Genomic DNA, 24,310 nt, shown 5'->3' with positions numbered 1-24,310 from the left:
AATGAAAAAAGTTATTATAATCGGAGGGGGACAAGTTGGTTCCTACCTCGCTCATTTACTCATCGAAAAAGGCTGCCAGGTTTTGATTGTTGATAATCGTCCTGCAGTCCTTGAAAAGTTAAGATCTGAGTTTCCAGAATCTATGATTATTTGTGGAGATGGTTCAGATACACAAATTCTTGAACAAGCACATGTTGATGATACGGACGTACTTGCTGTCGTAACGGGTAATGATGAAGCAAACCTTGTGGTTGCTACGATTGCGAAATATGAATACGGCATCAATAAAGTAATTGCTCGTGTGAATAATCCAAAAAATGATTGGCTCTTCACTATCGAAATGGGTGTTGATAAAAAAGTTAATCAAGCAGATATTCTTGGACACATTGTATTTGATGAAATTTAACTGTAATCTTCGGATTACAGTTTTTTCTTATCTTGAAAGGTATGTTACAATAGAATAAGAATTGAGGAATATTATGGCTAATAGTGGAAAAAACCTCTTGAAATTTGTGCCTAATTTTACCACGATAGATTTGGAAACAACGGGTCGCAGTAATAAATCAAGAGACATAACTGAAGTAAGTGCAGTAAAATATAGAAACTATAAAAAAGTAGATTCATTATCATTTTTGATTAAACCGGAGAATACCATTCTCCCTTATGTTGTATCACTAACTGGAATAACGGATGAGATGGTAGAAAATGCCCCTCATATTGATGATGTGATAGAGCGTATTGTAGCGTTTATTGGTGATGATATTATTTTAGGTCATAATGTAGCTTTTGATTACAATCTTGTGAGTGAAGCAATTGAATACAAACGTGGATACGGATTACAAAATGATATGGTAGATACATTACGTATTTCAAGACTTATTCTACAAGACATAGAAAACCATAAATTAGAAACACTCTGTCGGTACTTTGATGTTGAACGAAAAGTGGGACATCGTGCACTTGAAGATTGTGAACAAACAAGTCAGGTCTATATAGCACTTAAAGATCGATTTGTGATGTTAAAGGAACAGAAACAAAAGGAGACCAAATTTTATGAACGTATATGATTTTGATAAAACAATTTATGATGGCGATAGCTCGGTGGATTTTTATAAATATTGTTTGAAAAATCAATTGGGATTAATGAAACATTGGCCAAAACAAACAAAAGCTATGTTTGATTACAAACGAGGAAAAATTACAAAAACAGAAATGAAAACAATTTTTTATGAGTATATGGCAGATATTGATAATCTCAATAAAGTGATTACAGACTTTTGGAATGAAAATAGAAAAAAATTGAAACCTTGGTATTTAGAGCAAAGACGTGATGATGATGTTATCGTGTCTGCTTCACCAGAATTCTTTTTAAAACCTATCTGTGATGAACTAAATATTCATCTTATTGGTTCAGTAGTAGATCCTAGAAATGGGAAAAACTTGAGACCAAATTGTTATGGTGCGGAAAAAGTGAAACGATTTGAAGAAAAGTTTGATCTTAAAGATATGGAAGAATTTTATTCCGATTCTTATTCTGATGATCCATTAGCACAATATGCGACAAAGAGCTTCCTTGTTAAGGGAAATGAGCTTCTTGATTGGTAATAAGTAACTTAAGAGATTTCAGGTAACTGGAGTCTTTTTTTATTGTAGATGAAAGATTTGTGAAATGATTGAAAAAAAGGAAAAAAGTGATATCATATAAGAAAAGGAGGCGGAATATGTTTGAATGGGTAACCGGAAATGCAGAATTAGAAATTGTTACGTTAAGTGATCGCAGTCTTACATTAAATCAAAATGCTATGGTACACTTTGTTGACAGTCAATTTGTTCTCGTTGGATTTTCTGACGATGGCAAAGTTGGAATTAAACCTGTCACAAAACGTGATTTAGAACTTAATGCGTATCCAAAACAAAACTTGCATAAAATTTCAATTGGTAAAGGATATGCGAAAATTAATAATCGTGCGCTTTGTGATTTAATTGCCTCGAAAATTAATAAACCACTTGATGGTCAGAAAGTTATTGCTGAATATGATGACCATCAACATACACTTGTCTTTGATTTAGATGCAATTAATACGAAAGGGGTGATTGGATGACTCAATTACAAATTTGGCTTATTGTCATGGTATTCATGGTTGTGTTTGAGTTAATAACGGTTGGTAACTTAATCTCTGTTTGGTTTGCTATCGGTGCATTCTTTGCGATGTTAACGAGTATGTGGACAGACAATATTTTGATTCAAGTTATTGTGTTCGGAGTCACATCGTTATTATCGTTATTCTTAATTAGACCAATTACCGCAAAAGCATTACGCGGAAACTCTATTTCTACGAATGCTGATCGTTTGATCGGAAGACAATTTAAATTGTCCGAAGCCATAAAAGAAGATCAATGGGGTACAATAAAAGTGAATGGGGTTGATTGGTCAGTAACAACGGTTGATCAAAGCGAAATAGAAAAAAATGAAACAGTTGAAGTTTTAGCCCTTGAAGGTGTTAAACTTATTGTAAAGAAAGTATAGGAGGGTGCATATGTCACTTGGTGGAATGATTATCTTAATATTTATAGTTTTAATAGCTCTACTCATTATTGGTTATTGTGTTCGAGTTATTCCTCAATCTAACGCTTATGTTATTGAAAGATTGGGAGCATACTCACACACATTGGATAAAGGGATGCACTTTATTTTCCCATTTGTTGATCGTGTAGCGAATAAAGTATCGTTAAAAGAGAGAGTGCAAGACTTTGCACCGCAACCTGTTATCACAAAAGATAACGTTACGATGCAAATTGATACCGTTGTTTATTTCCAAATTACAGACCCTGTGTTGTATACATATGGTATTCATAATCCAATTAATGCGATTGAAAACCTCACAGCAACAACACTTCGTAATATTATTGGGGATTTGGAATTAGACCAAACTTTAACATCACGAGACATCATTAACTCAAAAATGCGTTTAATCTTAGATGAAGCAACAGACCCATGGGGTATTCGAGTTCAACGTGTTGAAGTTAAAAATATTATCCCTCCACGCGATATTCAAGAAGCGATGGAAAAACAAATGCGTGCTGAACGTGAACGTCGTGAATCAATTCTTCGTGCAGAAGGTGAAAAACGTTCCGCAATTCTAATCGCAGAAGGTGAAAATGAATCTGTAATCTTAAGAGCTCAAGCTAAAAAAGCTGCAATGATTTCAGAAGCTGAAGGGGAAGCACAAGCAATTGAAACGATTCTTCGTGCTCAAGCAGAAGCTGCGAAGTTATTAGAAGGTATTGATAATGATGGCGCATACCTCAAATTGAAGAGCTTAGAAGCATTTGAAAAAGTAGCTGATGGAAAAGCAACAAAAATTATTATTCCTTCAGAATTACAAAATGTTGCATCACTCTTAGCTTCGGCTAAAGAGTTTGTGAAAGAAGACTAATCTAAAGAAGAGGTTTCCTCTTCTTTTTATATACGTTATACTCTGTTTATAAAGGTGGGTACTGTAATGAAACGTTATTTAGGAATTGATATTGGCGGTACTAATATTAAATACGGTCTCTTTAATGATCAGAGTGAAAGGCTGCAATGTAAGCATACTGAAATTTTTAGTACGCCACGTCGTAATCTTGATGAACTGTTGGAAATCATACATACGATGATTAAAAGTGAGTTACCACTTGCGGGTATTGGGATTTGTCTTCCTGGGATTATGGATGAGAATGATGAAATCTTAGATGGCGGATCCATTCCGTGCTTAAAAGGGATAAACTTGAAAGAAATACTAACTCGAGATTATTTAATACCCGTGAAAATTGAGAATGATGCTCATGCATGTGCAATTGCTGAGAAAAACTTGGGTGCGGGATACAATGTTGAAAATTTCTTTAATTTGACGATAGGAACAGGATTGGGAGGAGCTGTAGTAATAAACCACGAACTTTACAAAGGTAACCACAGTTTGGCGGGAGAGGTAAGCTATCTAAGTGTTCAGGGCGAGTACTGGTCAAAATCTGCATCAATGAGTGCCCTTATCCACCAAGTTTCGCTTAAAAAAAAGATACCACGAAGGCTGATTGATGGTTATAAAATAATGGAGTGGTCGCAAGTGGATATCAATATAAATAATATATATGACAATTGGCTTAACGCACTCTGTGAAGGCATCTATAATATTTGTATTATGTTAGACCCGGATGTCGTTTATATTGGTGGTGGTATCAGTGAAAATGAACAATTTATCACTGACTTGCAAGGAAGATTTAAAAACTATAATTCATTGACTCATCATTGGAATCTCCAAAGAAGTACATTTGGAAACGATAGTGGATATACTGGTGCAGTAGTTTCTTTATTTTTAGAATTAGGAATCATTCAACCAATATCATAATTAATAACGGTGATGTTATGACGTGTAAATACTGTGGCGCTCAGAAACAGTATTTTTTTTATGGTGGTGTATGTCGTCGGTGCTTGATGCATCAGCGTCTTGAGGAAGATCGTTCTTATTATGTTAATGACACGTTAACTGCTCGGATGCCCTTTGATCTAAGTCCCCAGCAAAAAGATATCAGTGAGCAAATTATTGAAATTGTCCAACATGAATCAGTTTTAGTAGATGCTGTATGTGGCGCCGGTAAGACTGAAATATGTATTCCATTAGTAACGTGGTGTTTACGACACGGCGTAAGAATTGGGTGGACTATTCCGCGAAGGGAAGTTGTTTTAGAGTTAGGTAGACGACTTCAAGACTATTATCCAGATGTCGAAATCGTAATTGTTTGTGGAGGGAGTCTCGAAAATCTACAAGGAGATTTAGTAGTCTGTACAACCCACCAATTGCATCGTTATTATGATTATTTTGATATTCTTATCGTCGATGAGCCGGATGCCTTTCCATATAAGAATAACGATTACCTGGAACAAATTCTCACGCGTAGTGTACGTGGAAATTGTGTTTACCTATCCGCAACTGAATCGATGCCTAAAATAAGAACATTAAAACTACCGATTAGACCAACGGGAAGACAACTACCAGTGCCTCAAGTGAAATGTACGGGTTTGTTATTCTTAAGATTGCTCGAAATTATTTATTCGTGGCGCAATGAGATGATCTTGATTTTTGTTCCAACACGGTATGTAGCGAAGCGATTAGCGAAAGTACTTCATGCTCCTTACATCACATCTCATACAGAGGATAAAAAAGAAAAACTCGATTCTTTTCGAAAAGATAAAAAATACTTGATTACCACAACGGTATTGGAACGTGGTGTAACCTTTGTTGATTGTTTTGTTGTTGTGTATCAAGCCAATCACCGTGTATTCACGGATGCTTCACTGATTCAAATTGCGGGGCGGGTAGATAGAGGAAAATCAACGAAAGGAGAATGTGTCTTTTTATGTACGATGAAAAATCAAAGTATTATCCGATGTGTAAACAAAATAAATCAAGCGAATACCGATGCCGAGTCTGTTTTGAGAAACGACATCAAAACTTGTCGTTAATTGACTATTTCTTGGGAAATATTTATTTATGTGGTGATTGCCAACAGAGACTCAATCCGCAATTAAAAAAAATACATATTGAGCAACTCGAAATAAATTCCTTGATACCATACGAGAAGGATGCACGTGAATTAATCCTAAGGTACAAAGAAAGCTTTGACCAAGCATTGTATCCCGTATTCTTCGCACAGTATTCAATGGCATTAAGAATAAGATACAAAAATTACTTTATAATTTATCCGCCATCAATTGAAGAAGCAAAAATAAAACGAGGTTTTGACGCAATGTTTTGGATGTGTAAGGGGATTGGGCTTCCCATAATCGAAAATGTTTTTGTGAAAAAAAGTGATTATCGTCAGGTTGGACTCAATAAAGTCGAAAGACAAAAGAGTGCGAATCATATTTATCTTGCAGATGAGAACAGCATACGTGGAAAAAATATTATTGTGGTAGATGATATTCTCACAACAGGGAGTACGTTACTTCGTGTTCATGACTTGATTCACCATTTGTGTCATTCAGTGGTTTACATTACCTATGCCTATAACTGTAGGTATCAAAGTGTAAACAAATCGAGTTCTGGAAGTAAGCGATTTCACTTGCCTTTTTAGTGGGTCTAACGTATACTTCTTTATAAAGGAAGGTATTTAATTAATGCAAGGCAAAGTAAAAAAATTCAATCAAAATAAAGGATTTGGTTTTATTACGACAACGGAAGATCAAGATGTTTTCTTTCATTATTCACACTTAATCATGGAAGGATTCAAGACGATTGAAGAAGGTACAGAAGTCGAATTCGAATTGATTGAAACTGAGCGTGGTGTACAAGCTCATAATATTGTGAAGATATAAGAGAAAGAGTTGGTCAAAACCAACTTTTTTAGTGATTTATTATCAAAAATAAATGTGGTACAATAACTAGGAATGGAGGCTTGAATATATGGCTGGATTTTTAAGTAATCTGTTTAACGGCGATCGAAAAATTCTCAAAGAAGTCGAAACAACTGCATATGAAATTGATGCATTAAAAGACGAGATTCGATCATTAAGCGACGAAGAATTAAAAAATAAAACAAACGAATTTAAAGCAAGAATTGAAAAAGGTGAAACACTTGATGATTTATTGGTGGAAGCATTTGCTGTAGCACGTGAAGCTGCATACCGTGTTATTGGTGAGTTCCCATACGTAGTTCAATTGATGGGTGGTATCATCTTACATAAAGGTGACATTGCAGAAATGAAAACTGGTGAAGGTAAAACTTTAACGGCAATCTTACCTGCATACCTCAATGCCTTAAGTGGTAAAGGTGTCCACATCATTACAGTTAACGAATACTTGGCTCAACGTGATGCTGAGTGGATGGGTGAAATTCACCGTTTCTTAGGCTTGACTGTAGGATGTAATTTACGTCAACTTACTGCAACTCAAAAACGAGAAGTTTATGAGTGCGACATTACATATACAACAAACTCAGAAGTAGGATTTGATTACTTGCGTGACAACATGGTCACTCGAGTTCAAGACCGTGTTCTGAGACCTTTAAACTTCGCATTAATTGATGAAGTTGACTCGATTCTTATTGATGAATCACGAACACCATTGATTATTTCAGGGGGTGCACGTGATGGTGCGCAACTCTATACTCAATCTGACAAGTTTGCGAAGAAGCTTACTGAGGGTGCAGATTTTGTTGTAGACGTGAAATCAAAAACAGCTCAACTTACCGAAGCAGGTGTTGAAAAAGCAGAACGTTCATTTAAAATTAATAACTTATATGACATTGACAATACATCACTTGTTCATCATATCAACAATGCTTTAAAAGCAAACTATACGATGGCAAAAGATGTTGAGTACGTTGTACAAGACAACCAAGTCGTAATTGTTGACCAATTTACAGGACGTTTAATGGAAGGTCGTGAGTACTCAGATGGACTCCACCAAGCATTGTCTGCAAAAGAAAATGTAACGATTAAACAAGAATCCGTAACACTTGCAACCATTACATATCAAAACTTTTTCCGTCTTTACGCAAAACTATCAGGGATGACAGGGACTGCGAAAACAGAGGAAGAAGAATTCCTACAAATTTATAACATGCGTGTTTTAGAAATTCCTACAAACAGACCTGTTGTCCGTGAGGATGCATCTGATTTAATATATGGAACTAAAAATGCGAAGTTTGAAGCCTTAATTCAACGTGTGCAAGAACTTAACGAAAAAGGGCAACCTGTTCTAGTTGGTACAGTTGCTGTTGAAACCAGTGAGTACTTAAGTATGATGATGAAACAACGTAAGATCCGACATGAAGTCTTGAATGCTAAGAACCATGGACGTGAAGCGATGATCATCGAAAATGCGGGCCAAAAAGGTGCGGTCACAATCGCAACCAATATGGCTGGTCGTGGTACCGATATTAAGATTGATGATGAAGTTAAAGCATTAGGTGGTCTTGCTGTATTAGGTAGTGAGCGTCACGAATCACGTCGTATTGATAACCAATTACGTGGACGTTCGGGTCGACAAGGTGATCCTGGGTTCTCACAATTCTTCGTTTCTTTTGAGGATGATCTTATGGTTCGTCACGGTAGTGAGCGCTATGAAGGTATCTTCTCGAAATTTGGAGATGTTGCTGTTGAAAACAAGACAATTACAAAACAAATTGGTGCGGCACAACGTCGTGTTGAAGGTGTGAACTTTGATGTTCGTAAGACGCTTCTTGACTATGATGATGTTTTACGTCAACAAAGTGAAATTATTTATGATCAAAGAAATCACATTCTTGATAATGAAGACATTCACTCCATTATCTTAGAAATGTTCAATCGTGTTGTTTCAGACACAATTGCATCTTATCGTGATATGGAATCTAAGAATCAAGCAGTTAATGTTCCTGAACTTATCGAAGCTCTTAAAAAGTTATCCTTAGTTGATGACAAGGTAACTGTAGAAATGTTGAATGGTAAATCAGATCAGGAAATGCAAAGCATGATTGTTGATGATGCTTGGAAGAAATACGAAGCTAAGATTGCAGATGTGAGAGATCAATTCACTAGAGTAGAAAAAGATCTTGCACTTCAAATGATGGACCGTGCTTGGATTGATCATATTGATGCAATGAGTAAATTACGTGAGGGAATCTACCTCAGATCGTATGCACAAGAAAAACCATTACAAGCTTATGTAACTGAAGGTTTTGAAATGTTTGAAGAAATGCTTGGACAAATTGCACGAGACATCGTAATGTTCTGCATGAATGTAAATATCGAATACAGACAAGGGTGATATAAATGGAATTATTCGAATTGAATCAAATTGTCGAGGATTCAATTGAAAAGTTGAAAGCTCTCGGTGATTCACTTTGACTTAGGTCAAAAAAGTGAAGAAGTAGCAATATTAGAGCAAGAAATGTTAGCGGATGGATTTTGGGATGACCATAAATCCAGCGCCGCTCATATTCAAAAACTCAACCGAATTAAGAAGGTCGTTGACCAATACAATTTCTTATATTCAGGCTATGAATCATGTCGAGATACGGTTAGTATGTTGAAAGAAGAGTTTGATCAGGATTTTAGTGATCTTCTTGAAGATGAACTTAAAACCTTGAATGCGAAGTTGCAAGACTTTGAAATTCTTGTTTTACTGAGTCATGACTATGATCAAAAAAATGCTATCTTAGAAATTCATCCAGGTGCGGGTGGTACAGAAAGTCAAGATTTCGCAGAGATGCTTTATCGTATGTATACACGCTGGGCTCAGGATAAAGGCTACAAGGTAAGTGTGCTTAACTACCTTGATGGTGATGAAGCTGGTATTAAATCAGTGGCAGTTTCTATTAGTGGTGATTTTGCTTATGGTTATCTCAAAGCAGAAAAAGGTGTTCATCGATTAGTTCGAATCAGTCCTTTCGATTCATCTGGAAGACGTCATACGTCGTTTGCGTCAGTGGATGTATCTCCGGAGTTCGATAATAGTATTGAGATTGAAATCAATCCTGAAGATATTAATGTTGATACAATGCGCGCAAGTGGTGCGGGTGGACAACATGTTAATAAAACAGATTCTGCAGTAAGAATTACTCATAAAGAAACAGGTATCGTGGTCACATGTCAAAGTGAAAGAAGTCAACTTCAAAACAGAGAAGAAGCGATGACGATGCTCAAGAGTAAGTTGTATCAAAGAAAGATTGAAGAAAAACAAGCAGAAATGGCTCAAATTAAAGGCAATCAAAAACTGATTGAATGGGGATCTCAAATACGTTCATACGTTGCGCATCCTTATACAATGGTAAAAGATCACCGTACAAAGTATGAATCGAGTCAATATGATGATGTACTAGATGGTGAAATTGATGACTTTATTGAAGCCTATCTTAAAATGAATGTAGGTGTTTAGATGAAGAATATTCGTAGTCATTTGAGTGATATTGTATTAATGGTTCTTGGTAACCTAATTTTAGCGGTGGCTGTCGTATTTTTCATATTACCTAATAATATACTTTCGGGCGGTGTTGCAGGTGTTGCAATCGCCCTTTATCCTATTTTCAAGATAGAACCGGAAGTCATGATTAATATTATTATTGTGTCTTCGTTTATCTTAGGATTTGTTTTTTTAGGTAAGTCGTTTGCATTAAAAACATTGGCAAGTTCCATACTTTATCCTACGTTTGTGAATCTATTGGGTGGATTAAATATGAGTGTTCCTGTTGACCCCATTTTAGCTTCAATATTTGGTGGTGCGCTGACCGGTGTCGGCTTGGGATTGACCTTTAGAACAGGTGCCAGTACAGGTGGGATGGATATTCCTCCTCTAATTCTTTCCAAGTATACAGGTATCAAAGTTTCTATTTGGATTTTAATCGTTGATGCGATTACCGTCCTAGTGGGATTGAAAACGTATGGCTTGAATGAAGTGTTAATTGGTTTCTTATCTATCTATGCAGCAACGCACACAGTTGATAAAATTCAAATGTTTGGTGGTGAAGAAGCAAAACAAATCTTCATCATATCTGATAAAAATGATGAAATTCTTGATCATATTCACGAACTTCTTGAAAGAGGGTCGACACTTATTAGTGCTCGAGGTGGATATACGAAGGATTCGAAAGAGATTATTATGACTGTTTTACTAAAAGAGCAGTATAATGAATTGGAAAAGATGGTTAAAGAAGTTGATCCGAATGCATTTTTAATTGTATCCAATGTTACGGAAGTACATGGGTTAGGGTTCTATAAAATATAAATAAAAAATATGTCTATGTTATAATTAAAAAGCAAGGAGTGGTAAATGTGTTATTAATGACTAATGTATCAAAGCAGTATAAAAATGGTGTCAATGCTTTGTATGACGTAAATTTAAGTGTGGATCAAGGTGAGTTTGTCTATATCATCGGTCCTACAGGTTCGGGAAAATCCACTCTCATTAAGCTTTTAGACGGTGAAGAAATTCCATCAAAAGGTACAGTAATTGTTGGAGATTATAATGTTGGGAAATTACGACATTCTAAAGTTCCTTTGTATCGTCGTCGCATCGGAGTTGTGTTTCAAGACTTTAAACTCTTAGAGCATAAAACTGTATTTGAGAATGTTGCTTTTGCACTTGAAGTTGTGAATACACCAAGTGTTAAACTTCGCCAAAGAGTTCGAGAAGTACTTCGTTTGGTTGATTTAAGTGAGAAAGCAAACTCATATCCAATGGAATTATCCGGTGGACAACAGCAACGTGTCGCGATTGCGCGTGCGATTGCGAACAAACCACAATTATTGATTGCTGATGAACCTACAGGGAACTTGGACCCTGAGAAATCAACAGAAATTATTGAATTACTTGAAAAAATTAATCATGAGGAAAATACCACTATTTTAATGGTTACTCATGATGTTGATATTGTGAATACAAATAAGAAAAGAACAATCGCTCTTGATGCAGGACATGTGGTTGCAGACTTAACTTCAGGAGGATATATTAATCATGACTAGAATTTGGCGTCATATTCGTGAAGGATTTCAAGGAGTAACGCGTCACTTTGCGTTATCACTATCGAGTATTTCCTCAGTTACAGTGACCTTATTAATTATGGCTGCGTTCCTATTTTTAAGTTCAAACTTAACTGAAATCACTAAGAAAGTAGAACAAAGTGTTCAAATTCACGTTCAAGTTGATAAGAACTATGAAGCTCAAGATCAACTTGATCGAATCGAAAAAGAAATTAAAGCATTACCTGGTATTGCAGAAGTTAAATTCTCGTCGAAAGATGAAGAACTCGAAGCATTTATTCAACTGGATGAAAGTGCAGATTCTGAACAATTGTTTGGGCCATTCCGTGGTGAGAACAATCCGTTTACACATGCATTCTTGGTTCAAGCAGTATCTGGTGATCAACTTGTAGATGCTACAGCGCGCATCAGTGGCGTTGAAGGAGTTTATAAAGCTGTTTATGGTGGGAGTGCAACCTCTACCTTTATTTCAACGCTTGAACAAGTGCGTTATATTGGTGTTGTAATAGTTGCGGCACTTGGTATCGTCGCAATTTTCCTAATCTCAAATACGATTCGTGTATCGATTCATTCACGACGTCGTGAAATTAGTATTATGAGAACGGTGGGTGCCACAAACTGGTACATCCGTTGGCCATTTATTATTGAAGGAATGTTGATTGGATTGATTGGATCGATAATTCCAGTCCTCGTTTCAATATTTGGATATCAATACTTATATGATGCTACTGGAGGATTTTTAATATCACGTATGTTCACTCTTGTGCCACCAAGCCCCCTTGTTTACCAATCTTCGCTTATACTAGTAGCGATTGGTGTAGGAGTTGGTGCAATTGGTTCCTTACTATCAGTAGGTAAATTGTTGAGGTGGACACGATGAAAAAGATATTCAGAAATTCGATATTAATCATGTTGGTATTATTTCTGATCCTGTCTTTTTTTGCTCCGATATTTGCGGATCAATATCCGCCATTTAGTGATAAACAGTTTTATTTTACAAATTGCCAAGGAAAATGGTATCAACAAAACAAAGAACGTTGTGAAGCATTCCGTACTTATTTAAAGGACGAAGTGAAAGAACAAGAGTCAAGCTTGGCTGAACTTAAGAATTCAACCAAAGATATCAAAGCAAACCTTGATTATCACTATAAAGAACTTGAAAACTATAAAGGTTTAGTTAAAGAAAAAACAGAACTCATTTCTGAAATAGAAGCTTCAATCAAAGTTTCTGAAGAAGCAATAGAAAAACTTGATGAAGAAATTGAAGCACGTATTGAAAAAATAAAAGAAGAAGAACTCAAAGTAAAAGAATATATGTTAAATTCGCAGTCAACAATGCGCGTTAACGGATATATAGAATTTATAATGGGTGCTCAGGATTTCTCTGATGTTGTGCGTCGTGTCGAAGGCATGTCTCACATTCGTCGTCGAAATGAAGAAATTGTGCAAGGGTTAGAAACTGAACGCGAGGCGCTAAAAGAAGATCAAGATCTTCAAGTAATACAAAAGGCGAATCTTGTTGAGGATCAAGAACTTGCGGTAACACAAAAGGCAGAGGCAGAAGAACTTGAAAAATCAGTCCTAAGCATTATTTCGGAACTTCATAAAGAAGAAGCGGAATTACAAGCTCAAGCTGATAATATCAATAGCAAAATCGCTGCTGATGCTTCAAAGATTAATAAAATTGGTGAATCAACTGTATCATCACTTGGATTCCATAACCCAGTACAAGGTTCCTATTCGATCACAGCTGGAGTATGGCACTATCCACCACAATATGGTGGCGGAAGACATAACGGAACTGACTTTGGTGTAAGCCGAGGTACCGCAATTGTTTCTTCGGGAAACGGTGTTGTTGTTGGAACTCAAAATGGTTGTGTTGAAGGAAATAGATCATGTGGTGGGGGATATGGAAACCACGTAAGCAGTATGATTTCTGTAAATGTCGATGGTGTGGATAAAGTCTATGGTGTTTTATACGCCCATCTTCAAAATGGTAGTTTAAAAGTTGGTTCAGGATCACCAATTACATCCGGACAACTTGTTGCTTTATCAGGAAATACGGGATCGTCAACCGGTCCACACTTACATGTTGAAGTTATATATTTAGGGGATGATGGCATTAATGCCGCATATGATCGTTGGAATGGGTCACCAAACTTTGGTACCGGTTCTGCATATACTGATGGTAGACCATGTACAAGCTACGGGCCACCATGTAGACTGGATCCAAAAGCAGTTTACGGAGTATAACCTTAATGATAACTTTATGGCGAGTTATCACATGATAGCTCGCCTTTTTTTAAAACAGGAGGACAATATGAAAATAAAATCGAGAGTAAGCATGTTTCTGATCGCACTATCGCTCATTATTTCTCTGAACTTACAAAATATCAACGCGGCTGAAGATTTTTCAGGTAAAGAAGAGTATTGGTCCAACCTATGTGGTAGTGTGGAGTATTGGAATAATGAAGCAACTTGTGGAGAATTTAGAACGTATCTAAGAAATAAGAGTGGAACCTCTAATAGCGAGAAAGAAGCGCTTGCCGCAGAAAGAAAAGCTATTGAAGGAAACATCGTTGAAAACTTAGGTAAGATTGAAGAATATCGTGCAATTATAAAAGACTACGAAACACAAATCGCAAATGTTGATGTTGAAATTGCAGCAATTGAAAAAGAAATTGCTGTAACACAAACTAAAATTGAAGAACGTCAAATTAAAATTGCGGAACTTGAGGAAGATCTCAAAGAATATATGGTTAATGTACAAGGAACAATGAGAATCAATGGTTACATTGAGTTTCTTATGGGTTCCAGTGACTTTGCTGACATCGTTCGTCGTATTGAAGCAATGAGTGCTATTCGTCAACAGAACGCTGAAATGGCAACCAATGTATTGAATGAACGCGAAGCATTGAGTAAAGATCAAGCGATGTTTGAAAATCAAAAAGTAGCAATTGAAGATAAGAGATTAATCGCGGAAATACAACGTAACAGTGCCAAAGAATATGAGGGACAACTTGTTTTTATTGGTGAGACTTTAGCTAAAGAGAAAACTGTTCTTGAAACAAAAGAAGCTGAAAAAGTTTCTGAAGTCCAATTCAACTCTGATATTGCAGATAAAATTGGTGCTATTGATAAACCAAAACCAGTTGTTCCGAAACCTGACGAAGGTGGCAATGACAATGGTGGTAATGATAATGGTGGCAACGATAACGGCGGTAATGACAATGGTGGAAATACGAAACCTCCAATTGTAGGGAATGGATTTATAAATCCTACGACTGGATACCATATTTCTGCCACTGTATGGAGTTATCCGGGTTGGCTCGGAGGCGGAACGCATTTAGGAACTGACTTCGCTGCAGCAACTGGAAATCCAATTTATGCAACCGGAACGGGAGTTGTCGTTGTTGCTAAGGGTGGTTGTGCCACAACGGGAAGTTTCTCCTGTAATGGTGGTATGGGTAACTATATGTCCACGATCGTAAAAGTTGGTGACAAAGTTTACGGCACTTTAATGATGCATATGCAAGCAAATAGTTTTGCGGTTTCTCCGGGTGATTTCATATCGGCGGGACAAGTAATTGGTCGTGTGGGTAACTCGGGTGCTTCAACAGGATCTCATGTTCACGTTGAGCTATTCGACCTAGGAACCAGCAGTTTACAAGAAGCAATTAATAACTTTAATGCATATCAAAGAGATGGACAGTTTGGATTGGGTGGCTCTTCGGGTGGACAATGGTCACGATGTGATGTTAAGGGATCAACGCCATGTCGCTTGAACCCAGAAAATTACTATCCAATTTAGAGTTTAAGTGTTGAATTATACATACTCATTTGGTAGGCTTACTAAGTATGAGGAGGATCAATATGAAAACACTTATTGTCTATACACATCCTTGGGATGGAAGTTTTAATCATCATGTATTTAAAGAAACAAAACGATTACTAAATGAAAAAGGGAATGAAGTCGATGTCATTGATTTACACGCAGATGGCTTCAAACCTGATTTTACACCGGAAGATCTCCGTGTGTTCGGTAAGGGAGAGTATGCAGATACTCAAGCTGAAGATTATGTTAATCGATTGAAAGCAGCGGATGAAGTAATCTTTATTCACCCAATTTGGTGGTATGGTGCACCTGCAATGTTGAAAGGATTTTTTGATAAAGTATTCCTTAAAGGACAAACCTATGTTCAAGATGAAAATCATAACATCAAAGGAATCTTAGGAATCAAAAAATCTGCAGTATTCACAACAGGAAATATCAATAAAGAGTTTCTATCCGTACTTGGTGATCCAATTGAAAAGACAATGATTCAAGGGATTTTTGGTATGGTAGGTATTGAAAATACAACATGGATTCACTGTCCTACAGTTCACATGGAAGAAAGCCGTGAGAACTTTATGAAAGAAATTAATGAATATTTAGTTTAATTCCTCGCAAGAGGAATTTTATTTATTCTAAAAGGTGAATGTGGTACACTTAATAATATTGAGGTGGTCATTTTGGAAAAAGAAAATAACGAAAACAATAAAGTAAGTATTAAACTTGAACGCCATCGTTGGCCGGATGAAATTGCGAAAGAAAAGAGAAAAAAGAAGATCATTATAACGGTTACAGCCTCCGTTATTTTTTCGTTTTTTCTAGGATGGCAATTTAACCGACTGGTCAGTGTGAATGGGACGCCATCAAGTTCTGGAAACGTTGCGAAGTTTGAAAGAATTTATAACGAAGTAGTTAAAGACTGGTACTTTACAAGAGATATGAAAGATCCAGAAACCGAAATTATGGACAATGCAATAAAGGGTATGTTTGAGATGAACGGTGATATTCACTCAACCTATATGACTAAAGACGAAATGTTACAACTCAATCAATCTATTAATATGGATTTTGTGGGTATTGGGATTCAGTACTATAGTGGTGAAGGTGCCAATGTTGTGACACGCGTATTCAGAGATTCCCCTGCTGAAAAAGCAGGCGTTAAAGCTGGAGATGTTCTCGTAAAGATTGATGGTGAATCCATTGAAACTTGGAAATCCGATCAAATTAAAGAACATATCGTAGGTGAAGAAGGAACATCCGTAAAACTTGAATTTTTACGTGGCAGTGAAACGTTAAACATGGATATTGTTCGAAGCCGTGTAACTGCTGTTGTTTGGGGAGAAATCATTCAAGATAATATTGGTTATTTAGAGATTTCTTCTTTCGGAAATAAACTCGCAGAAAATACTGAAATGTACTTAAAAGACTTTAAAGACTCAAATGTTGATCGTTTGATTATTGATCTTCGTGATAATGGTGGTGGATATCTTCAAGCAATTCAAGAAATTAGTAAGCTGTTCCTTGATAATAAAGCAGTAGTTTACCAAGAAGATTTCACAGATGGAAAAGTAGTTTCCTATACTACTGATAATAGTGTGGCGAGCCAGTATCCATTCGAGAATATTGTGATTTTAATTAATGGTGATACTGCGAGCGCATCCGAAGTAATGACTTTGGCACTAAGTGAGAATCTAAATGTTAAAACAGTAGGTGTTACCTCATATGGTAAGGGAACAGTTCAAACGCAAAGAAGTTTTGGTGACCAAAGTTCGATTAAATTAACAATCGCGAAGTGGTTGTCGCCAAGTGGTAAGAGTATTCATGAAGTAGGAATTGTTCCGGATGTTGAAGTTAAACAAGCCGATATATTCTATGCACAGTTCCCTCAAATTGATGAGAATGAGAACATTCCTTATGACTCAGTCCATGGTGCTGTTTCATATGTTCAAAAAGGATTAAGTTATCTTGGATATCATCAAGGAAGAGTAGATGGATATTATGATAGTGCTACCGATGCTGCGCTAGCAAGCTTTGCGAATGCGGTTAATGTTCCATATAATAAATCTATAAATCTTGAATTAACAAAACAAGTCTACAGTGCTGTCGTAAGAGATTGGTCGATGCACAAAGCAGAACGTGATGTGCAACTGAATAAAGCTATTGAGGTTGTAAAAAATGGAAACTAAATTTAAAGTTGTTTCGCAATATGAACCAAAAGGTGATCAGATAAAAGCGATTGCTGAATTAACTGAAGGTATCGATGCTGGCAAGAAAGAACAAGTTCTTTTGGGTGCGACGGGAACGGGTAAGACATTTACGGTTTCGAAAGTTATCGAGAAGGTTAATAAACCAACTTTAGTGTTTGTTCATAATAAAACACTTGCGGGACAATTGTATTCTGAGTTCAAAGAATTCTTTCCAGAAAACCGTGTTGAATACTTTGTCTCAAATTTTGATTACTACCAACCAGAAGCATATCTGCCGGGTAGTGATACGTATATCGAAAAAAGCTCAATGATTAACCAAGAATTGGATATGTTGCGTCATGCTGCGCAAAACTCTGTTTTACAGCGACGTGATACAATTATTGTTGCTTCGGTTGCGTCTATTTATGCTACAGCGGACCCTGCATACTATAAAGCAATGCTTTACGTAATGCGTGTTGGTCAAGAAATATCTCGTGAAACACTAATGATGGATCTTGTGAAACGTCAATATACTCGAAATGATATGGAACAAAGAGTGGGAACATTCCGTGTTCGTGGTGATGTTGTGGAGATTGTACGTGGTGACCGTGATGATATTGTTGTGCGTATTGAATTCTTTGGTGATGAAATTGACCGAATTGTAGAAGTTGATCGGATTACAGGAAATGTTCGTGATGGATATCGAGTCTATGATATTTTCCCTGCCAATGAATATGCTCGTGATATGGTTCAAATTCGTTCTGCTGCAGATCGCATTGAAGAAGAATTGAAAGAACGACTTGCTTATTTTGAGAAAGAAAACAAATTAGTTGAACATCAACGATTAAAACAAAGAACAGATTATGACTTGGAAGCACTTCGTGAATTTGGAATGTGCTCTGGAGTTGAAAACTACTCGATGCATATTGATGGTCGAAATCCAGAAGAGAGACCGTTTACGCTCTTTGATTTCTTCCCTGATGATTATTTACTTGTTGTTGATGAGTCTCACGTATCGTTACCACAAGTCCGTGGGATGTATAATGGAGATCAAAGTCGTAAACGAACACTTGTAGAGTATGGATTCCGACTTCCAAGTGCACTCAATAACCGTCCAATGACTTTTGATGAATTCACATCAGTACAAAATCAAACAATCTATGTCTCAGCAACACCTGGTGATTATGAACTTGAACAAGTTGATCACAAAATTGTAGAACAAATTATTCGTCCTACAGGACTTTTAGATCCAACGATTGAAGTGAAGCCAAGCCGTGGTCAAGTTGACGATCTTTTAGAACAGATTCGTGTTCGTAAAGAACGTGATGAACGGGTTCTCATTACAACACTCACTGTTAAAATGGCAGAAGACCTTACCAATTATTTACTTGAAACAGGAATTAAGGTTGCGTGGCTTCACCACGAAACGAAGACTCTTGAACGAATCGAAATTTTACGCGATCTTCGTATCGGTAAGTATGATGTGGTGGTTGGAATTAACTTGCTTCGAGAAGGCTTAGACTTACCTGAAGTTAGTTTGATTGCTATTTTAGATGCAGATAAAGAAGGGTTCCTTCGATCCTATCGCTCATTAGTTCAAATTGTTGGACGTGCGGCGCGAAATCAAAATGGACATGTTATTATGTATGCAGATAAAATGACTGATTCAATGACACGTACGCTTGAAGAAACGAAACGTCGTCGTGAGATTCAAATTGCTTATAATGAAGAACATGGTATTATCCCGACTACCATTAAGAAAGAAATTCGTGATGTGATTGCTGGTAAAGAAACGCAAGAACTTACGAAGAAAGTTCGTGGTGGAAAACGTGATAAGAAATCTGTTGAGGAACTTATTGAACGTCTTGAGAAAGAAATGCGTGAAGCTGCAGCAATACTTGATTTTGAAAGAGCAGCACAATTACGTGATGTTGTCCTTGAGATGAAAGCTGAACTTTAAACCCAGAAATGGGTTTTTCTTTTGTTTATGAGTTATATTTTGTATAATTAGAGTATAAGTAAGCGTTTGAGGGTAGGAAGGATACCGTATGAGAACCGAGAAAGAAATGTATGAGCTAATTGAAGGTTATGCCTTGAAAGATAAGCGCATACGTATAGTAGCAATGAATGGTTCAAGAGTTAATGACAACGTTCCTAAAGACAGATGGCAAGATTACGATATCGCCTATGTTGTAGATGATATGGATTCAATGATTAAAGATCGTTCCTGGATTGAGGTTTTTGGAAAGCGATTGATCATGCAAATACCGTCAGAAGGTGTCTTAATTCCAATGAAGAAGAAACCATGGTATTCCATGTTGATGCAATTTGAAGATGGCAATCGGATTGACCTAACCTTAGTACCTTTAGAATCGCTTGAAGACTATTTAAAAAATGACCGATTGGTTAAAATCTTACTTGATAAAGACAGTTTGATTACGGGGACACTACCTGCCACAGATAAAGATCGATGGATTAAAAAACCAACTGAAGCGCTCTATCGAGAATGTATTAATGAGTTTTTATGGTTATCGTTTTATGTCGTGAAAGGTCTAAAACGAAGTGAAGTTATCTATGCGATGGAATATGTTCATCAAATGCGACTGATGCTTCTAAAAATGATGGAATGGCGCGTTGGATACAAAACTGATTTTAAGATTAGTATTGGTAAAAAGTGGAAACACTTAAACTATTTCTTTTCGGATGAGTTGTGGTCTATGTTAATGTCAACATACGAATTAGGTTCTGCTGAACAATGTTGGGATGCTTTAGAAACAATGATTTCGCTTTTTGAAATTGTTGCAGATCGTGTGGGCGATCAAGAAAAGTTTGTATACAATCGTGTTGAATATCACAACGTACGTCTGTATGTTTATAATAATCGTCATAATAAATCGGGTGAAAATGTAGAGTGATCGAAAGATCATTCTATTTTTATTTTAGAGACGATTCGCATTGTATATCCATATTAGCAAACCTAAATTCGTGTTATAATTGAAAAAGTATTGGAGGTATTTATGAAACAAGATTCAATCGTAATTAAAGGTGCAAAAGAAAATAATTTAAAGAATATAAGCTTAGAAATTCCTAGAAATAAGCTCATTGTGATGACGGGTTTATCGGGTTCTGGGAAAACGTCTCTCGCATTTGATACGATCTATGCTGAAGGCCAACGTCGTTACGTCGAATCATTGAGTTCGTATGCGCGTCAATTCCTAGGGAATATGGAAAAACCAGACGTAGAACTAATTGAAGGACTCTCGCCATCAATTGCTATCGATCAAAAGACAACCAGCAACAATCCTCGTTCTACAGTTGGGACTGTTACAGAAATTTATGACTATTTAAGACTTCTGTATGCACGTGTCGGAGATCCATATTGTCCACATCATGATCTCATAATATCCTCACAAACTATCAAACAGATGGTTGACCGTATTATGGAGTTTGAAGATAAATCACGACTTGAGATACTGGCTCCAGTGATTAAAGAACAAAAGGGAGAACATCGTGAACTTCTTGAAGGACTAAAAAAAGAAGGATATGTTCGTGCCTATGTAGATGATGAATTGGTTCAGCTTGATGAGCCAATCACATTAGAAAAGAATAAGAAACATACAATCAGTGTTGTCGTAGACCGGATTGTGAAAAAAGAAGACAGTCGCTTTAGAATTAGTGATTCTTTAGAAGCTGCTGTTAAACTCGGGGATGGTTTGGTTTATGTTAGAAAAGATAACGAGAATCATGTATTCTCAAGTAACTTTGCGTGTCCAATCTGCGGATTCAGTATTGAATCAGTAGAACCACGTCTTTTCTCGTTTAACTCTCCTATGGGTGCCTGTCATACTTGCAATGGATTGGGAATAACTCAATCGGTTGACTTGGAGTTTTTAATTCCAGATCCAAGTCTTAGCATCAGCCAAGGTGGGATTCGTTATTATAAAAATATTGTAAACACTCAAAATATTGAGTGGCAAACATTTAATAAGTTGATCGAATTTGCAAAAGTTGATATTGATACACCCATTGACAAATTAACGAAGAAACAATTGGATATTCTTCTTTATGGAAGTGTCAAACCTATTAAATATATTATCGAATCACGTTCTGGAAATAGCTTCCATCGTAATGAACCGATTGAAGGAGTTGTGAATCTCATTGAACGTCGTCACCGTGATACAACATCGCAATCCTCTCGGGAGTGGTATGCATCATTTATGAGTGAGTCAATATGTACAACATGTCACGGTTCACGTCTTAATGAACAAGCACTTGCTGTGAAGGTTCAAGGAAAAAATATCAGTGAATTTACTGCTCAGTCAATTGGTGAAGCTTTAGTGTTCATGGACAATCTTGAACTTACTGAAATGAAGGCTAAAATTGCGGAACTTATTATTCAAGAAATTGTAAACCGTCTTACTTTCTTGAAAGACGTAGGACTTGAATACTTAACACTTGATCGAATTGCGGGTAGTATGTCAGGTGGAGAATCGCAAAGAATCCGTCTTGCTACGCAAATAGGTTCAAGATTAACGGGTGTTCTCTATGTTCTTGATGAACCATCAATTGGACTTCATCAACGTGATAATGCTAAGTTAATCGAAACTCTTAAAAATATGCGTGACTTAGGTAACACATTGATTGTTGTGGAGCATGATGAAGAAACCATGGAAGAAAGTGATTGGATTGTTGATATTGGTCCAGGAGCTGGAGCCCTTGGCGGTGAAGTGATTGCGAATGGTACTTATGATGACATTATTAATAATGAAAATTCAATTACAGGACAATACTTAAGTGGTGCACGTAAAATTCCGATGCCTGATAAACGCCGTAAAGGAAATAAATTGTTCCTTGAAGTTCAGGGTGCATCTGAAAACAATTTAAAGAATATAAATGTTAAGTTTCCTCTTGGAACCTTTATTGCGGTAACGGGTGTTTCGGGTAGTGGTAAATCAACTCTTGTAAATGAAGTGCTCAGCAAATCAGTTTACCAAGCATTGGGCCGTACGCGCATGAAGCCAGGTAAACATAAGAAAATTAAAGGATTGGAAAATATTGATAAATTAATTACTATCGATCAAAATCCAATTGGTCGTACGCCGCGTTCAAACCCTGCAACATATACAGGAGTCTTTGATGATATTCGTGACTTGTTTGCGAAAACACCTGAAGCTAAAATGCGTGGTTATGATAAAGGACGCTTCTCATTTAACGTTCCAGGAGGACGTTGTGAAGCATGTAAGGGAGATGGCGTAACTCGTATCTCAATGCACTTCTTACCAGATGTATATGTGAAGTGTACAGAGTGTGGTGGGAAGCGTTATAACGAAGAAACTCTACAAGTACATTTTAAAGAAAAGAATATCTTTGATATCCTTGATATGAGTATTGATGATGCGATTGAATTCTTTGCATCGATTACGAAAATTCGAAACGGTCTTCAAACTTTAAGTAATGTAGGACTGGGATATATTAAACTGGGTCAATCAGCGACAACCTTATCAGGTGGTGAAGCACAACGAGTTAAACTTGCGAGCGAGCTTCAACGTCCTTCAACAGGTAAAACAATGTTTATTCTGGATGAACCTACAACGGGATTACACAGCTATGATGTTGAGAAGTTAATTGGTGTTCTTCAACATATTGTTGATAATGGTGATACAGTACTCGTTATTGAACATAATCTTGATGTCATTAAGAATGCCGACTACATTGTGGACTTAGGTCCAGAAGGTGGTGATGGTGGTGGTACAATTGTAGCGAAAGGTACGCCAGAAGTTGTAGCGGAAGTTGAAGAAAGTCATACAGGTAGGTATCTTAAAAAAACATTAAACAAGGGGGTGTAAACTATGGAAGAAAGAATGAGCTGTACGGTCAAACATTTATCAGAACACTTTAAACTAAACCAGGTTACGGGTGATGCGAATGCATTGAAACGTCTCATTATTGTTCCAAATACGAATCGACCAGGACTTGAGCTGACAGGCTTTTATGCTCATGCTGAAAAAACAAGAATTGTAATTATTGGTAATAAAGAATCATCATTTCTCAATGCATTAAGTGATGATCTCCAACGTGAACGTTTTGATTTTTTAACGAGTGAGGTAACACCATTAATACTTGTGACAGGTGGTAATGCGATTCCTGAAGTATTAATGGAGGTTGCGAATCGTAAGAACTTCCCGGTCTTTAGTACTGAACGAGCAAGTTCTGATATCATGGTTGATATGGTTACTTTCTTGGACGAAGAATTAGCGCCAAGAAGTTCCGTACATGGTGGGTTAATGAATGTTTTCGGTAAAGGTGTTCTTCTTATTGGTGATAGTGGCATGGGTAAATCGGAAGTTGCGTTAGAACTTGTGCTTCGTGGTCATGCACTTATTGCGGATGATCGTGTCGACATTTCACGAGTTAAAGAAAAGATTATTGGACGTGCTCCAGAACTCTTAAAAGGAATGCTTGAAATTCGAGGCATTGGTATTATTGATGTAACGCAAATGTTTGGGGTCAATGCTTATCTTGAACAAGAAGAAATTGATTTCGTGGTTGAGTTACGTAAGTGGGATGACAATGCGCAGTACTTGCGTGCGGGTGTTGAAGAACAAGCGTATTATGAAGCGCTTGGACTTAAAATCCCCCATCTTATTTTCCCGGTTAAAGAGGGACGAAATATGGCCGTCTTAGTAGAGTCAGCAGTTCGTGATTTCATGTTGAAACAACGTGGTATTCATAGCTCGAAGATTTTTGATGATCGCGTTATGGAATACATTAAACGTCAAAGTGAGGAGCAATAGA

23 protein-coding genes are annotated in these 24,310 nt (G+C 36.8%); all 23 read left to right on the top strand.

Annotated elements, in window-relative coordinates; genetic code table 11:
• Window position 1: 1 nt before the first annotated feature.
• The 23 genes from H9L01_RS02050 to hprK all read left to right on the top strand — a co-directional run bounded on the left by H9L01_RS02050 (window position 2) and on the right by hprK (window position 24,309).
• A complete protein-coding gene (locus tag H9L01_RS02050; RefSeq protein WP_187534353.1) occupies window positions 2-406 on the top strand; it encodes a potassium channel family protein in 405 nt (134 codons plus the stop codon).
• A gap of 73 nt (window positions 407-479) precedes the next feature.
• The gene (locus tag H9L01_RS02045) at window positions 480-1,067 is read left to right on the top strand and encodes a 3'-5' exonuclease (RefSeq protein ID WP_187534351.1); all 588 of its coding nucleotides are present in this window, start codon (window positions 480-482) and stop codon (window positions 1,065-1,067) included.
• Window positions 1,054-1,605 (top strand): haloacid dehalogenase-like hydrolase, encoded by a 552-nt coding sequence (locus H9L01_RS02040; protein WP_187534349.1) that lies wholly within the window; start codon window positions 1,054-1,056, stop codon window positions 1,603-1,605. The genes H9L01_RS02045 and H9L01_RS02040 overlap by 14 nt, the downstream gene beginning before the upstream one ends.
• 116 nt (window positions 1,606-1,721) lie before the next feature.
• Window positions 1,722-2,102, top strand: coding sequence for a hypothetical protein (locus H9L01_RS02035; protein ID WP_187534347.1), 381 nt, complete (start codon window positions 1,722-1,724; stop codon window positions 2,100-2,102).
• Window positions 2,099-2,527, top strand: a complete 429-nt coding sequence (locus tag H9L01_RS02030; protein WP_187534346.1) for an NfeD family protein — start codon at window positions 2,099-2,101, stop codon at window positions 2,525-2,527. The genes H9L01_RS02035 and H9L01_RS02030 overlap by 4 nt, the downstream gene beginning before the upstream one ends.
• A 10-nt stretch (window positions 2,528-2,537) precedes the next feature.
• The gene (locus H9L01_RS02025; RefSeq protein WP_187534344.1) at window positions 2,538-3,437 is read left to right on the top strand and encodes an SPFH domain-containing protein; all 900 of its coding nucleotides are present in this window, start codon (window positions 2,538-2,540) and stop codon (window positions 3,435-3,437) included.
• A gap of 66 nt (window positions 3,438-3,503) precedes the next feature.
• A complete protein-coding gene (locus H9L01_RS02020) occupies window positions 3,504-4,385 on the top strand; it encodes an ROK family protein (protein ID WP_187534343.1) in 882 nt (293 codons plus the stop codon).
• 17 nt (window positions 4,386-4,402) lie between these two features.
• Window positions 4,403-5,500: a DEAD/DEAH box helicase gene (locus tag H9L01_RS02015; RefSeq protein WP_187534341.1), complete on the top strand. Its 1,098-nt coding sequence runs from the start codon at window positions 4,403-4,405 to the stop codon at window positions 5,498-5,500.
• The gene (locus H9L01_RS02010; protein ID WP_187534340.1) at window positions 5,425-6,111 is read left to right on the top strand and encodes a ComF family protein; all 687 of its coding nucleotides are present in this window, start codon (window positions 5,425-5,427) and stop codon (window positions 6,109-6,111) included. The genes H9L01_RS02015 and H9L01_RS02010 overlap by 76 nt, the downstream gene beginning before the upstream one ends.
• Window positions 6,112-6,154: 43 nt before the next feature.
• Window positions 6,155-6,352 carry a cold-shock protein gene (locus H9L01_RS02005; RefSeq protein ID WP_187534338.1) on the top strand — a complete coding sequence of 66 codons (198 nt, stop codon included), beginning with the start codon at window positions 6,155-6,157 and terminating at the stop codon, window positions 6,350-6,352.
• An 88-nt stretch (window positions 6,353-6,440) separates the two neighbouring features.
• Entirely contained in the window at window positions 6,441-8,786 is a 2,346-nt protein-coding gene (gene secA, locus H9L01_RS02000; RefSeq protein ID WP_187534336.1) for a preprotein translocase subunit SecA, read from the top strand.
• A 5-nt stretch (window positions 8,787-8,791) separates the two neighbouring features.
• Window positions 8,792-9,896 (top strand): peptide chain release factor 2 gene (prfB, locus tag H9L01_RS01995; RefSeq protein WP_223151040.1). Its coding sequence is split into 2 segments (ribosomal slippage): window positions 8,792-8,863 and window positions 8,865-9,896, totalling 1,104 coding nucleotides; the frame shifts between segments, so codons are not numbered across the junction.
• Window positions 9,897-10,742, top strand: coding sequence for a YitT family protein (locus tag H9L01_RS01990; RefSeq protein WP_187534332.1), 846 nt, complete (start codon window positions 9,897-9,899; stop codon window positions 10,740-10,742).
• Between the two features lie 47 nt (window positions 10,743-10,789).
• The gene (gene ftsE / locus H9L01_RS01985; RefSeq protein ID WP_187534331.1) at window positions 10,790-11,479 is read left to right on the top strand and encodes a cell division ATP-binding protein FtsE; all 690 of its coding nucleotides are present in this window, start codon (window positions 10,790-10,792) and stop codon (window positions 11,477-11,479) included.
• Window positions 11,472-12,377 carry a permease-like cell division protein FtsX gene (ftsX, locus tag H9L01_RS01980; RefSeq protein WP_187534329.1) on the top strand — a complete coding sequence of 302 codons (906 nt, stop codon included), beginning with the start codon at window positions 11,472-11,474 and terminating at the stop codon, window positions 12,375-12,377. The genes ftsE and ftsX overlap by 8 nt, the downstream gene beginning before the upstream one ends.
• Window positions 12,374-13,750, top strand: coding sequence for a murein hydrolase activator EnvC family protein (locus H9L01_RS01975; protein WP_187534328.1), 1,377 nt, complete (start codon window positions 12,374-12,376; stop codon window positions 13,748-13,750). The genes ftsX and H9L01_RS01975 overlap by 4 nt, the downstream gene beginning before the upstream one ends.
• A 67-nt stretch (window positions 13,751-13,817) precedes the next feature.
• A complete protein-coding gene (locus H9L01_RS01970; protein WP_187534326.1) occupies window positions 13,818-15,308 on the top strand; it encodes a murein hydrolase activator EnvC family protein in 1,491 nt (496 codons plus the stop codon).
• Window positions 15,309-15,370: 62 nt separating this feature from the next.
• Window positions 15,371-15,937, top strand: coding sequence for an NAD(P)H-dependent oxidoreductase (locus H9L01_RS01965; protein ID WP_187534324.1), 567 nt, complete (start codon window positions 15,371-15,373; stop codon window positions 15,935-15,937).
• Window positions 15,938-16,000: 63 nt separating this feature from the next.
• On the top strand, window positions 16,001-17,515 hold the full coding sequence (locus tag H9L01_RS01960; protein ID WP_246449135.1) for a S41 family peptidase: 1,515 nt from the start codon (window positions 16,001-16,003) through the stop codon (window positions 17,513-17,515).
• Window positions 17,505-19,475 carry an excinuclease ABC subunit UvrB gene (gene uvrB, locus H9L01_RS01955; protein ID WP_187534323.1) on the top strand — a complete coding sequence of 657 codons (1,971 nt, stop codon included), beginning with the start codon at window positions 17,505-17,507 and terminating at the stop codon, window positions 19,473-19,475. Before H9L01_RS01960 ends, uvrB begins: the two co-directional genes overlap by 11 nt.
• Window positions 19,476-19,563: 88 nt before the next feature.
• Window positions 19,564-20,430, top strand: coding sequence for an aminoglycoside 6-adenylyltransferase (locus tag H9L01_RS01950; protein WP_187534321.1), 867 nt, complete (start codon window positions 19,564-19,566; stop codon window positions 20,428-20,430).
• Between the two features lie 102 nt (window positions 20,431-20,532).
• On the top strand, window positions 20,533-23,361 hold the full coding sequence (gene uvrA, locus H9L01_RS01945) for an excinuclease ABC subunit UvrA (RefSeq protein ID WP_187534319.1): 2,829 nt from the start codon (window positions 20,533-20,535) through the stop codon (window positions 23,359-23,361).
• Between the two features lie 3 nt (window positions 23,362-23,364).
• Window positions 23,365-24,309 (top strand): HPr(Ser) kinase/phosphatase, encoded by a 945-nt coding sequence (gene hprK, locus H9L01_RS01940; RefSeq protein WP_187534317.1) that lies wholly within the window; start codon window positions 23,365-23,367, stop codon window positions 24,307-24,309.
• The last annotated feature ends 1 nt before the right edge of the window (window position 24,310 follow it).

It is taken from the genome of Erysipelothrix inopinata, from assembly GCF_014396165.1.
Classification (GTDB): Bacteria; Bacillota_I; Bacilli_A; order Erysipelotrichales; family Erysipelotrichaceae; genus Erysipelothrix; species Erysipelothrix inopinata.
This window is presented reverse-complemented; position numbering and strand designations above follow the sequence as displayed.

Bases quoted from the DNA above. Each gene is read 5' to 3' on its own strand.
- H9L01_RS02050 (WP_187534353.1), top strand. From the start codon at position 2: ATGAAAAAAGTTATTATAATCGGAGGGGGACAAGTTGGTTCCTACCTC.
- H9L01_RS02045 (WP_187534351.1), top strand. From the start codon at position 480: ATGGCTAATAGTGGAAAAAACCTCTTGAAATTTGTGCCTAATTTTACC.
- H9L01_RS02040 (WP_187534349.1), top strand. From the start codon at position 1,054: ATGAACGTATATGATTTTGATAAAACAATTTATGATGGCGATAGCTCG.
- H9L01_RS02035 (WP_187534347.1), top strand. From the start codon at position 1,722: ATGTTTGAATGGGTAACCGGAAATGCAGAATTAGAAATTGTTACGTTA.
- H9L01_RS02030 (WP_187534346.1), top strand. From the start codon at position 2,099: ATGACTCAATTACAAATTTGGCTTATTGTCATGGTATTCATGGTTGTG.
- H9L01_RS02025 (WP_187534344.1), top strand. From the start codon at position 2,538: ATGTCACTTGGTGGAATGATTATCTTAATATTTATAGTTTTAATAGCT.
- H9L01_RS02020 (WP_187534343.1), top strand. From the start codon at position 3,504: ATGAAACGTTATTTAGGAATTGATATTGGCGGTACTAATATTAAATAC.
- H9L01_RS02015 (WP_187534341.1), top strand. From the start codon at position 4,403: ATGACGTGTAAATACTGTGGCGCTCAGAAACAGTATTTTTTTTATGGT.
- H9L01_RS02010 (WP_187534340.1), top strand. From the start codon at position 5,425: ATGTGTAAACAAAATAAATCAAGCGAATACCGATGCCGAGTCTGTTTT.
- H9L01_RS02005 (WP_187534338.1), top strand. From the start codon at position 6,155: ATGCAAGGCAAAGTAAAAAAATTCAATCAAAATAAAGGATTTGGTTTT.
- secA (WP_187534336.1), top strand. From the start codon at position 6,441: ATGGCTGGATTTTTAAGTAATCTGTTTAACGGCGATCGAAAAATTCTC.
- H9L01_RS01990 (WP_187534332.1), top strand. From the start codon at position 9,897: ATGAAGAATATTCGTAGTCATTTGAGTGATATTGTATTAATGGTTCTT.
- ftsX (WP_187534329.1), top strand. From the start codon at position 11,472: ATGACTAGAATTTGGCGTCATATTCGTGAAGGATTTCAAGGAGTAACG.
- H9L01_RS01975 (WP_187534328.1), top strand. From the start codon at position 12,374: ATGAAAAAGATATTCAGAAATTCGATATTAATCATGTTGGTATTATTT.
- H9L01_RS01970 (WP_187534326.1), top strand. From the start codon at position 13,818: ATGAAAATAAAATCGAGAGTAAGCATGTTTCTGATCGCACTATCGCTC.
- H9L01_RS01965 (WP_187534324.1), top strand. From the start codon at position 15,371: ATGAAAACACTTATTGTCTATACACATCCTTGGGATGGAAGTTTTAAT.
- uvrB (WP_187534323.1), top strand. From the start codon at position 17,505: ATGGAAACTAAATTTAAAGTTGTTTCGCAATATGAACCAAAAGGTGAT.
- H9L01_RS01950 (WP_187534321.1), top strand. From the start codon at position 19,564: ATGAGAACCGAGAAAGAAATGTATGAGCTAATTGAAGGTTATGCCTTG.
- uvrA (WP_187534319.1), top strand. From the start codon at position 20,533: ATGAAACAAGATTCAATCGTAATTAAAGGTGCAAAAGAAAATAATTTA.
- hprK (WP_187534317.1), top strand. From the start codon at position 23,365: ATGGAAGAAAGAATGAGCTGTACGGTCAAACATTTATCAGAACACTTT.